This is a genomic window from Allomuricauda sp. F6463D (assembly GCF_023015965.1).
In the GTDB taxonomy this organism is placed as follows: Bacteria; Bacteroidota; Bacteroidia; order Flavobacteriales; family Flavobacteriaceae; genus Flagellimonas.
Window position 1 is genome coordinate 82,590 of sequence record NZ_JALKAN010000002.1, and the last position, 12,481, is coordinate 95,070.

The 12,481-nt window shown below is 40.0% G+C and carries 10 protein-coding genes; 9 read left to right on the top strand and 1 reads right to left on the bottom strand.

Annotated features, from left to right (window positions below):
- Window positions 1-123: 123 nt before the first annotated feature.
- A complete protein-coding gene (locus MWU56_RS08910; RefSeq protein WP_247043828.1) occupies window positions 124-993 on the top strand; it encodes a flavin reductase family protein in 870 nt (289 codons plus the stop codon).
- A gap of 236 nt (window positions 994-1,229) precedes the next feature.
- On the top strand, window positions 1,230-2,330 hold the full coding sequence (locus tag MWU56_RS08915; RefSeq protein ID WP_247043829.1) for a pyridoxal phosphate-dependent aminotransferase: 1,101 nt from the start codon (window positions 1,230-1,232) through the stop codon (window positions 2,328-2,330).
- Window positions 2,331-2,548: 218 nt separating this feature from the next.
- Here MWU56_RS08915 and MWU56_RS08920 read toward each other — a convergent pair whose 3' ends face one another.
- Window positions 2,549-5,200: a DUF5916 domain-containing protein gene (locus tag MWU56_RS08920; RefSeq protein WP_247043830.1), complete on the bottom strand. Its 2,652-nt coding sequence runs from the start codon at window positions 5,198-5,200 to the stop codon at window positions 2,549-2,551.
- A gap of 250 nt (window positions 5,201-5,450) precedes the next feature.
- Here MWU56_RS08920 and rplM point away from each other — a divergent pair, with 250 nt between their 5' ends.
- The 7 genes from rplM (at window position 5,451) to MWU56_RS08955 (ending at window position 12,464) form a co-directional block, all read left to right on the top strand.
- Window positions 5,451-5,906, top strand: coding sequence for a 50S ribosomal protein L13 (gene rplM, locus MWU56_RS08925; protein ID WP_247043831.1), 456 nt, complete (start codon window positions 5,451-5,453; stop codon window positions 5,904-5,906).
- Entirely contained in the window at window positions 5,906-6,292 is a 387-nt protein-coding gene (gene rpsI, locus MWU56_RS08930) for a 30S ribosomal protein S9 (RefSeq protein WP_247043832.1), read from the top strand. The genes rplM and rpsI overlap by 1 nt, the downstream gene beginning before the upstream one ends.
- A 230-nt stretch (window positions 6,293-6,522) precedes the next feature.
- Complete coding sequence (gene rpsB, locus MWU56_RS08935; RefSeq protein ID WP_247043833.1) at window positions 6,523-7,647, top strand: 30S ribosomal protein S2; 1,125 nt, start codon at window positions 6,523-6,525, stop codon at window positions 7,645-7,647.
- Between the two features lie 80 nt (window positions 7,648-7,727).
- Window positions 7,728-8,552 (top strand): translation elongation factor Ts, encoded by an 825-nt coding sequence (gene tsf / locus MWU56_RS08940; RefSeq protein ID WP_247043834.1) that lies wholly within the window; start codon window positions 7,728-7,730, stop codon window positions 8,550-8,552.
- A 132-nt stretch (window positions 8,553-8,684) separates the two neighbouring features.
- Window positions 8,685-9,392 (top strand): UMP kinase, encoded by a 708-nt coding sequence (pyrH, locus tag MWU56_RS08945; RefSeq protein WP_247043835.1) that lies wholly within the window; start codon window positions 8,685-8,687, stop codon window positions 9,390-9,392.
- A gap of 42 nt (window positions 9,393-9,434) precedes the next feature.
- Entirely contained in the window at window positions 9,435-9,989 is a 555-nt protein-coding gene (gene frr, locus MWU56_RS08950) for a ribosome recycling factor (protein WP_247043836.1), read from the top strand.
- Window positions 9,990-10,064: 75 nt separating this feature from the next.
- Entirely contained in the window at window positions 10,065-12,464 is a 2,400-nt protein-coding gene (locus MWU56_RS08955) for an efflux RND transporter permease subunit (RefSeq protein ID WP_247043838.1), read from the top strand.
- The last annotated feature ends 17 nt before the right edge of the window (window positions 12,465-12,481 follow it).

Below are 12,481 nucleotides of genomic sequence, written 5' to 3' on the forward strand. Positions count from 1 at the left end.
TTTTGGAAGCTAAGCTTACTCGAAGTTACTTGATCAGTGAAATGTGATTTCCAATAAGCTCAATCTCCTGAACTATACAATTAAATGGATTCCTACTTTTGGGAAAATGTTAGAAAATAAAATATGATCAAAACCATAGATCCAACCACAATACCTCAACCTGAACTGTACAGTATTTTATCAACCGCAGTGGCCCCAAGACCGATTTGCTTTGCCAGTACGGTAGATGCCGAAGGCAAGGTAAACCTAAGCCCGTACAGTTTTTTTAATGTGTTTAGCTCCAATCCACCTGTAATGGTGTTTTCCCCAACGAGAAGCGGTAGGGACAATTCCTTAAAACATACCCACCAAAATGTGGTGGAAGTGCCCGAGGTTGTCATCAATGTCGTAAATCATAAAATGGCGGAGCAGATGTCACTTGCTAGTACTGCTTATGATAAGGGGGTCAACGAATTTGTAAAAGCTGGTTTTTCCGAAGTGCCCAGTGTAAAAGTAAAACCACCTCGAGTGGGCGAAGCTCCAGTTTCGTTTGAATGTACCGTTTTGGAAGTAGTAGAGATAGCCCAGACCCCTGGTGCGGGAAACTTGATTATTGCACAAGTGGATATGATTCATGTGAACGATGATTACTTTACCGATGGCGTGCTGGACACCGAAAAATTGGATTTGGTGGGTCGTATGGGAGGCAACTGGTATATCCGCGCTATAAAAGAATCCTTGTTCGAGATTCCCAAGCCCATCCGTACACATGGGATTGGTGTGGATGCATTGCCCAAGGGCATACGTGAGAGCGATATCCTCACTGGAAATAACTTAGGGCGCTTAGGGAATATGGAAAGTGTGCTTTCAACAAAGGAGATTAAGACGGTTATAGCCAACGAAGGCGTAAAAAATGCCTCTAAAACCGAACTGCACTGCTTGGCCAAGCAGCTGTTGGAAGATGGTGATACTGTAAAGGCAATGGCTTATTTATTGTATGCAGAAAATTTATAAAGTTCAACTAACAATGGAAGAGTTTTTGAAGTCATCTTACTTTTTGTCTAGTCTAGGTCTTATTCTAGATATCATTGGAGTTATTATTCTATTCTTTTCACACGGAATACCTCTAGCAAGTGGGGCATTATTGAATACAAAAAGGCAAAAAGCCGGTCTCATATTTTTACTATTTGGTTTTACACTTCAATTGTTAGGAACATTATGTTCTTATTGATTGAAAGATCAGAAAAACGATGAAAAAAGATATCAAATCCATATTCAAACCACATTTAGAACCGAAAGAGGTGTATAAAGGCGGAAAAAACACGCCTCCCTCAAATAAAAAGATTTATAAGCTATCTTCCAATGAAAATCCATTGGGTGCATCGCCCAAAGCCATTGCTGCGATGAAAGCTATTTTGGACAAGATTGATGTTTACCCGGACCAGACCGATATTCGTTTACGTATGACCTTGGCCCAAGATTTTGATGGCCAGTTGAGTGCTGACCAATTTTTGTGCGGGAACAGTGGTTCGGAGGTTATCGACATGCTGCTTCGGGCTTTTATCAATGAAGGAGATGAGGTTATTTTTTCCAACCCTTGCTTTCTGCCCTATTCTGTTTTCTCAAGATGGTACGGTGCCAAACAAGTAGATGTTCCACTGTTGCACCCCAACTACGATTTGGATGTTGAAGGTATTTTAAAGGCCATCAACGAGAAAACCAAAATTATTTTCTTGACCAGTCCCAACAATCCTACGGGGACGTATATTCCAAAATCTGTAATGGACGACTTTATGGCCCGTGTTCCCAAAAACATTGTGGTAGTGTTCGATGAAGTTTACCGCCACTTTGCGGATGCTGACGATTATGTTACCGCATTGCCATATGTTTTGGAGGGCCACAACGTTATCGGTCTCAACAGTTTTTCCAAAACCTATGGTCTCGCAGGGCAACGTATCGGGTATGGGTACACTACGCCCACCATTGCTAATTATGTGCGTTTGATCCATAAACCTTTTTTACTCCCATTGACTTCCATCGAAGCCGCCATTGGTGCATTAAATGACAATGAATTTGTTCAAAAAACGGTAAAAACTGTGCTAGAAGGCAGAAAATATATTGCCAGTGCTTTTGATGATTTGGGCATTACATATTGGCCGAGCCAAGGCAACTTCTTTATCATTGACCCACCGTTACCCGAAATAGCGTTTACGGATAAAATGATAGAAGAAGGCATTATGGTACGACCTGTTTCACAGTTTGGAGCTCCAGGAAAAGTGAGGATAACCATAGGCAATGCAGACGCTAATAACGCATTGGTATCGGCATTGCGGAAGATTATGGCTAAATAATGCTTCGGGCTTTCTGTTGAGAACTTGAAACAATTAAGGGTTAACGAATGATTCAGATGCTTCACGCTATTAAAAATGATAACTATATGTGAACAAGCGTCATGCTGAATTTAATTCAGCATCCCATCCCCTATTCCACCAAATCCAATTAGGTTCAGTATCAAGTACGGAATGACGGTTAAACCTTCAACGGCATCTCGATTTCATTAATCTAAAAACTACAACACAAACCGATAGGTTGCCTTCAATAAAAAGATGTTTTGGGGTTTTTGACCAAAAATATTATCTCCCAAACTAGGCAACAATCCTTCGGCAGGGTTTCCGGATTGGGTCACATCTTGAGACCAAACCAAGAAAATTTCGGAACCTGGGATGTATTCCCAACGAATCACCAAATTGGAGCGGAATTGTACAAAGGAAAAATCGGGATCATCAAAACTAAAATCCCCTACGCCATCCAAATCTTCATCAATGCTATAAAAATCATCAGATAAATTGGTTTGGTCAGTACTGTATTGCACAAATCTATTTTCAAACGTTTTGGCCAAGGGATCGGTGATGTGTTTAAAGTTGGAATACCGCCCTCTGGAAATAAAGGGCTGTCCCCAATATTGAATCGTCAAGTTGGGGTTAATGGTGTAGTTTAAGCGAAATGACATACTCAAGGTTCGCTGGTTGATTTCACCATTGAGGTATCTTGACGAGCCGTTCACATCATCAAAATTATCAATAAACTGCAATTTATCATGATTGATCTGCAAGGATGGAAATGCAGAAATCCGCAATGCATTTATGGGCTGGTACACAAATCCACCTTCCATATAATAGGTTTTAAAGGAGTTATCCAAAGCTTTTCTTCCATTATGATAGAAAGAAAATCGCAACTTTTTTCTAGAATCGGTATTGATACTGTTCCAAAAGCTCATCCAAGGAGATTGCCTTAACCTAGGGCCGCCTCTCAATGCAAAATTGGAATATTGAATGGGTGCATAATTGAATCCTATGTTAGTGTTCCAGTTGCCCTTCCAGTTTTGCCAACTATTGGTGTTGAACTGTAGATAATTATGATTGCCTTGAAAATCCCAAGCCGTCCAGTGATTATAATTGATACCAACCCGTCTAAATGTACTGTCCGGTTTTAGGGTCTGGTAACCTATCCATGTATAATGTCGTATATCGTCCGCCTGACGCTGAAAGCCAATATCGTTCAGTTCCAATTCTGGTGAACGCCAAGTGGCACCCGATTCAAATTTCCAGTGGCCATTCCCTACTTTGCCAATTTGCACATTGCCCCCCGTACCTGTTAATGAAGTTCGCGTAGTATCCACGGCAACGTGCTCCGCACCTATTCTATTGAACAAATGCGTGATGAATTCCTGGGTATTGGTAATGGCCTCCTCACTGCCCCGCACATGACTCATGGTAAGATTACCTCCAAAATACCAATCCCTGTTTGCCCATTGGTGTTTAAAATCCAATCCGCCCGTGTAAGCGGCATCATGTAAAAAATTGAGCTGCTCAGGAATTTGTTCACGATTGGTCGCAGTAAAGATTCCTCCTATATAAGAATTTCTTTGGTTAAAATCTTTTTGTAACCTCCCTACAAAATAATTGGACAAAGGCTCCACCATTTCTTTTCTGCTATCCCCATCGCCATTTAAAATAGTTGCCGTTCGTTGCGCCGTTACACTTTCCAGCACGCCAATGGCCCACCCATCCTTGGTTTTTCCACTAAATTTTGCTGCACCAATAATCGGGGTATTGTTGGGTTGATCCACAAACTCATCATCTACAGTATCAGGATAGCCTTGTGGGCTCCTGCCAATTCTACGGGAATAGAAGATATTATCGGAACCAAATGTGTTACCAGCTTCCGATTGTGAAACGGTAAAGTCAAAAATATTCTTGTTTTCCACAAAAAATGGCCTACGCTCCTCAAAAAAGATTTGAAAGCCATCCAGGGCTATGGCAGATGGGTCTGCATCTACCTGTCCAAAATCGGGATTAACGGTCAAATCCAAAGTAAGGTCATTGGTAATCCCAATTTTGGCATCCAGTCCCACGGTAATATTACTCTCACTACCATCCCTAAAAGGGTTGCCGTCCTCTGCTTCATAGGTTTCGGTCTTTGCAACGGTGTAGGGCTGAAGTTCCAATTGTTTTTGGGGCTGGATATTTGTAAGTCCGTGAAGTTCCCCAAATTCACTAACCCAACCAGGCTGGTCCACGGGTTTACGCTGCCACACAGAGCGTTCCTCATTTCTGAAAAAACGGCGTGTTGATTGTAAGCCCCACACTTGCTCTTCTGCTCTTCCAAATTTTAACTGACTTAACGGGATACGGAGTTCGGCCGTCCATCCTTCATCATCAATATTGGTTTTGGCATACCAGATGGGGTTCCAGCTGGCGTCCCAATTATTACCATTATTGGAAATAAACTCATCACCCTTGACCCCTGCAGCGGTAATGGTGAATGAAAATGCTGTTCGTTTATCAAAATAGCTATCTATATTGAATTCCACCCAGTCACCATCAAAACCATCTCTTCGGGACAGTCTTTTTACGATCTTACCGGGTTCGGAATCATAGCAACGTACTCCTATATATATGTTCTTACTATCATATAGTATTTTAAATTTGGTTTGATGGGCAGGCGGTGTATTCTCATCGGGTTGCCATTCGATATAATCCCCGCCCCATTCCACAATGTTCCAAACCTCATCTTCCAATATTCCATTAATGGTAGGTGCAGCATAGTTGCCCAAGGTCTGGGTAATATATTTTTTTTTGATGATGACCTCGGTAGAGTCTTGAGCTTGAAGATTGTTAACAAAAAGAAGGGTCAGTAATACCAGAACTGTATTTCTCACTTGATTCGTATTTTTGCATTTGATTGATATGACAAAGACAGTTAAAATTGGATAGCGTTACACCTATGTATTTTTTTAAGTTTTTTTTAACACTTTCATCTACCTTATAGTACTCTTTTATTTAACCCTATGATGGAATTGAAAAAAGTAGAAAAATATTCCTAATCAACCGTTTGTATTTCAATCTAATAATTGTACATTTGCAGCCCGTTAATCGGGATTAGGTTATTAAATCAATAATATTCGAGAAGTGGATACATTAAGTTATAAAACTATTTCCGCCAATAAATCAACTGTTGACAAGCAATGGTTACTAGTTGATGCTGAAGGACAAACCTTGGGAAGATTGGCATCTAAAGTGGCCAAGTTACTCAGAGGGAAATACAAGACCAATTTTACTCCCCATGTTGATTGTGGAGACAATGTTATCGTTGTCAATGCTGAAAAAATCAATATGACGGGCAATAAATGGGAAGAGAAGGAATATCGAAGATATACCGGGTACCCAGGTGGACAGCGTTCTGCTTCCGCATTAGAAGTTTTGGAAAAACATCCGGAGCGAATTATTGAAAGCTCTGTAAAAGGAATGCTGCCAAAAAACAAACTTGGAGCTGACTTGTTCAGAAACCTAAAAGTATATGCAGGTTCCGAACACGGACAAGAAGCGCAAAAACCAAAAGCTATAAACTTAAACGACTACAAATAATGGAAGTGGTTCATAAGATAGGTAGAAGAAAAACCGCTGTGGCTAGAGTATATGTTTCCGAAGGATCTGGAAACATCACAGTAAACAAAAGAGATCTTAACGATTACTTTACTACAGGTACGTTACAGTACAAAGTGAGACAACCTTTCACTTTAACTGAAACCGACGGCAATTACGATGTAAAAGTAAATGTTTTTGGTGGTGGTATCACAGGTCAGGCTGAAGCTGTTCGTTTGGCTTTGTCCAGAGCAATGTGTGAAATAGACATAGAAAATAGGGCTGTCCTTAAACCAGAAGGTTTATTGACGAGAGACCCAAGAATGGTGGAAAGGAAGAAATTCGGTCAGAAAAAAGCCCGTAAAAAATTCCAATTCTCCAAACGTTAATATACTTTGGGTGTTTCGGCACTCGATTATAAATAAGTTCATTGAAAACCCTGAAAATATGTACTATACTTTCAGGGTTAAATTTTTAACCAAGTTGTCGTTGTTCTAAAAAGGATAATGTAAATGACTTTTTGGAAACTAGTTTAGCATCTAAATGGGCAGGGCGAACAAAATTTTGTGACCACCTGCACATTGCTACTACAACGGAACGTAAACTAAGTACAAAAAAAATGGCAAGTAAAATTGAAGTAAAAGACTTACTGGAAGCAGGTGTGCATTTTGGACACCTAACAAGAAAGTGGAATCCAAACATGGCTCCTTACATCTACATGGAGCGTAACGGAATCCACGTAATCAATCTCTACAAAACGGTTGCAAAACTTGACGAGGCTAACGAAGCCCTTAAAAAAATTGCATCCTCAGGAAGAAAAATCCTTTTTGTAGCCACAAAAAAACAAGCAAAAGACATAGTAGCGGACAAAGTATCCAAAGTAAACATGCCTTACATCACAGAAAGATGGCCCGGCGGTATGTTGACCAACTTTGTTACTATCCGTAAAGCTGTTAAAAAAATGGCTGCTATCGACCGCATGAAGAAAGACGGAACCTTTAACACGCTTTCTAAAAAAGAAAGACTACAGGTTGACCGTTTACGTGCGAAATTAGATAAAAACTTAGGGTCTATAGCCGACATGACGCGTTTGCCAGGTGCACTTTTTATAGTTGACACCATGCGTGAGCACATTGCAGTAAAAGAAGCTCAAAAATTGAACATTCCAATTTTTGCAATGGTAGATACCAACTCTGATCCTCGCGATGTGGATTATGCTGTTCCCTCTAACGATGACGCAGGCAAATCCATTGAAATCATTATGGAATCCGTAACACAAGCAGTTGCTGAAGGTTTAGAAGAGCGCAAGAGCGAAAAAACTGGTGGAAAAGACAAGGAAGAAGCTCCTAAAAATGAGGAAAAAAAGGCTGAATCTACCCCAAAGAAAGAGGAAAAAGCCGCTGAAGAAAAACCAGCAAAAAAAGCTGAAGCTGCTCCAAAGAAAGAAGAAGAGCCTGTTAAGGAAAAACCTGCAAAACAAGAAGAGGCCAAACCAGAAGACCTTACCAAAATTGAAGGTATAGGACCAAAAGCCGCCGAAGCTTTGGCCGCCAATGGTGTAGGCACTTACGCTGAGCTAGCTGCCTCCGATGCTGATAAGGTAAAGGAAATCTTGAGCGAAGCCAGCTCAACCTTAGCTCATTTAGACCCAACGTCTTGGCCGAAACAGGCTAAAATGGCGGCTGATGGTAAATGGGACGAACTTAAAGAATGGCAAGACAACGTTAAAGGAGGAGTTGAATAAACCCCAACATATTTAACCTTGTCCTAACACAAACACTTGCATAGTGTTTTACTTTACATAAAATTTAAAAAGAAAAGAAAATGGCAAAGATTACCGCCGCAGAGGTAAATAAACTAAGAAAGACCACCGGAGCTGGAATGATGGATTGCAAAAAAGCTTTGGTTGAAGCAGAAGGTGATTTTGAACAAGCAATAGAGATCCTAAGGAAAAAAGGTCAAAAAGTTGCAGCAAAAAGAGCAGACAGAGAATCTTCTGAAGGTGCAGCTATCGCAAAAGTAAATGGAGATAACACCCAAGGTGTAGTGATCTCTTTGAATTGTGAAACAGACTTTGTTGCCAAGAACGATACTTTTGTTAAGCTTGCAAACGATTTAGCTGATTTGGCACTAGGTTTTGATGACAAAGACAGCTTTCTTGCCGCATCCATCGATGGAATCAGCGTTAATGAAAAATTAACTGAACAAACCGGTGTTATAGGTGAGAAAATCGAAATAGGAAGCTTTGAAAAACTGAACGCCCCATTTGTAGGGTCATATATTCATGCTGGAAACAAAATTGCTACTTTGGTTGGATTGTCCGCCAATGTTGATGGTGCCGCTGAAGCAGCAAAAGATGTTGCTATGCAAGCTGCTGCCATGAACCCGGTAGCTTTGAACGAAGATGGCGTTGACCAATCAATTATTGATAAAGAAATCGAGATTGCCAAAGATCAATTGAGAACAGAAGGTAAGCCAGAAGATATGTTGGATAAAATTGCTCAAGGCAAATTGAAACGTTTCTTTAAAGACAACACTTTGGTAAACCAAGCTTTCATAAAAGATAGCAAACAAAGTGTGGCCCAATACGTTAAATCTGTAGATTCTAGCTTAGAAGTTGCTGGATTTGCACGAGTGGCACTTGGTTAATTTACCAAAAACATAAATTCAAAAACCGCTTCCTTAAGGAAGCGGTTTTTTTTGTTCCAATATCTAACCAAGAATTCTTCATTTCCCATAAATAATTTTGATTATTTTTGTCCGGACTTCAATAAACTTTTAATGCACTACAAAAGAATTTTATTAAAATTAAGCGGAGAAGCCCTAATGGGCGAGCAACAGTATGGTATTGATGCCAAACGATTGGAAGGATATGCCGAAGAAATAAAATCCGTTATCGACAAAGGTGTTGAAGTTGCCATCGTAATTGGGGGAGGAAACATTTTTAGAGGACTAGCCGGTGCCAGCCAGGGAATGGACCGGGTTCAAGGCGATCACATGGGAATGTTGGCCACCGTAATCAATGGTCTTGCACTACAAAGTGCACTTGAATTGAAAGAAGTGCAAACTAGATTGCAATCCGCTATAAAAATCAATGAGGTAGCCGAACCTTTTATTCGAAGAAGAGCTATTCGCCATTTGGAAAAAGGAAGGGTAGTAATCTTTGGAGGTGGAACAGGGAACCCTTATTTCACCACGGATTCTGCGGCGGTTTTACGGGCAATTGAAATAAAGGCAGATGTAATTTTAAAGGGAACACGTGTAGACGGCATTTACACTTCGGACCCCGAAAAAGACAAAAATGCAACAAAATTCGACACTATTTCCTTTAACGATGTGCTTTCCAAAGGACTTAAGGTAATGGATACAACAGCATTTACGTTGAGTCAGGAAAACGAATTGCCCATTGTAGTTTTTGATATGAATACACGTGGCAACTTAATGAAAATAGTTTCTGGAGAAAATATTGGAACTGTGGTCAATGTTTAAATTGACAGATATTTGATTTTACTTTAAAAAAATTTCTAAGTTATGAACGAAGACGTAAAATTTATTCTTGATAGCACAAAAGAAAACATGGATGCCAGTATTGATCACTTGCAAAAGGCATTAACAAAAATAAGGGCCGGTAAGGCCAGTCCCATGATGCTATCCACGGTAATGGTAGATTACTACGGGTCACAGACGCCACTATCCCAAGTATCCAATATCAACACTCCCGATGCTCGAACCCTCTCTGTTCAGCCGTGGGAAAAAAATCTTCTTGGCGAAATAGAAACTGCTATCATGAATTCCAATTTAGGCTTTAACCCCATGAACAATGGGGAAATGGTTATCATCAATGTTCCTCCATTAACCGAAGAAAGAAGAATACAATTGACAAAACAGGCTAAATCCGAAGCCGAAGATGCCAAAGTAAGTATCCGAAGTGCCAGACAGGATGCCAACAAAGAACTAAAAGCATTGGATATTTCTGAAGATTTATTAAAAAATGCCGAAGTGGATGTCCAAGAGCTAACCAATACTTTTAGCGATAAGGTGGATACTATCTTGACTTCCAAAGAGGCCGAGATCATGAAGGTTTAAAACTTGAATTTTGGCAAGATTCTTTCCTAGGAACACAACATTTCATTTTCTACCTTTGCGCCCAACAAAACCCATATGGTAGCAAAGCTCACTAAAGGATTTTGGCCTAAGGTCGCAAGAATCATCCTTCGTAATAGAATCCTTATTCTTTTAGGAGTAGTTGCTTTTACTGTATTCTTGGCAATGCAGTGGAAAAATATGCGGTTTTCCAATACGGAGGCCAACATTCTGCCCGATGACCACCCAGCAACGGTTGAATATAGCCTGTTCACTAAAATATTTGGAGAAGAAGGCAATGCCATTGTTTTGGCCATTAAAGATTCCTCCCTCTTCACCCCAAAAAACTTCAATAGATGGAACACGCTAAGTAAACAGCTCGACGCATTTCCAGAAGTTGATTATGTGATTTCGTTGGAGAACTTAAAAGAGCTTAAAAAGGATAGCGAGACCCAGACGTTCGTCATGGAACTTTTAATTCCATCCCCCCCACAAACCAAACAGGAAATAGATTCTATAAAAAACCATTTGTTCAATGAACTTCCATTCTACGACAATTTGGTTTACAACCCAAATACCGGAACCATTCAAACCGTTGTTTATTTGGACAAGGATATTATGAACACCGAGGTCAGGAATGAGTTTATTTTAAATGACCTTGGAGAACTAGTTAACAATTTTGAAGAAGAGACCCAAATGGATGTGAGGGTTTCCGGTATGCCATACATCAGAACCTGGAACACAAAGTCCATTGTGGATGAAATTGGTCTTTTTATTTTAGGCGCACTATTGGTCACCTCTATTATATTTTTCTTTTTCTTTAGAAGTTTCAGGGCCACATTCATCTCCATGTGTGTTGTGATCATTGGCGTAATGTGGGCATTTGGGATTTTAGGATTATTACAGTACGAAATCACCATCCTGACTGCCTTAATACCCCCACTGATCATTGTTATCGGTATTCCTAATTGTATTTTTCTTATTAACAAATATCAGCAAGAGGTTAAAAAACACGGCAACCAAGCATTATCGTTACAAAGGGTAATATCTAAAATTGGCAATGCAACGTTAATGACAAACATTACCACGGCATCAGGCTTTGCAACCTTTATCATATTGGACAGCCAATTACTTCGTGAATTTGGTATCGTGGCTTCCATGAACATTATTGGAATTTTTATTCTATCCTTATTGATCATACCCATTATTTACAGCTTTATGCCGCTTCCCAAAACCAAGCATCTAAAGCATCTCAATAAAAAATGGATGGATATTTTTGTCAACTGGATGGAAAATATGGTAAGAAACCATAGGATTGCCGTTTATATTACAACCGTTGCCGTTTTGGTGCTGAGCATTATTGGAATTTACCAGATGAGGATTACGGGAAGTAGGATTGAAGACCTCCCAAAGAAAAGTCACTTTTATAAGGATATCCAGTTTTTTGAGGCAGAGTTTGATGGAATTATGCCCATGGAAATTGTTGTTGACACCAAACGAAAGAACGGGGTAGTTAAACCGGCAACGTTAAAACGAATGGACCAGCTAGGTACGGTAATCGACGAAATTCCAGAGCTTTCCAGACCTATTTCCATTGTGGACTTGGTCAAATACTCCAAACAGGCATTTTATAACGGAATTCCAAAGTACTATCAACTACCGACCAGTCAGGAGAACACATTTATAATGAATGCTGTTCAAAAATCATCTACCGATGGGACAGATCTTTTACAAAGTTTTGTGGACAGTACCGGTCAGATTACACGTTTAACGACCTACATGCGCGATGTTAAAATTGACCGTATGGAGGAAATAGAGAAAGATGTACAGGAAGCCATCATCAAACAGTTCCCTGCTGAGAGATACACCGTTTATATGACCGGTAAGGCACTCTTGTTCCTAAAGGGAACAAAGTATCTAGTGAAGAACCTCCTGTTGTCCCTAGCTTTGGCCATTGGATTAATATCCTTATTTATGGCCTATCTCTTTCGGTCCTATAAAATGGTCATCATATCCCTGGTTCCCAATTTATTGCCATTGGTAATCACGGCAGGAGTAATGGGCTTTTTGGGCGTTCCTATAAAACCTTCTACCATTCTTGTTTTCAGCATTGCTTTTGGCATATCGGTAGACGACACTATTCACTTTTTGGCCAAATACCGGCAGGAGCTTACCGCAAACCGCTGGCATATTAAAAAATCGGTGTATGCTGCATTAAGGGAAACCGGGGTAAGTATGTTCTACACCTCTATTGTTTTATTCTTCGGGTTTTCTGTCTTTATCATTTCAAGTTTTGGCGGTACAAAAGCTCTGGGAGGTCTTGTATCAGCAACATTGTTGTTCGCCATGCTGTCCAACCTGATTTTATTGCCTTCACTACTTCTTTCTTTGGAAAGAAGTATTGCCAACAAACAAGTGCTCAAAAAACCTCAAATTGACATTTTACCCAAAGAAGAGGATAACTTAAAAGATAAATAGTGTTTGCAACGACCATA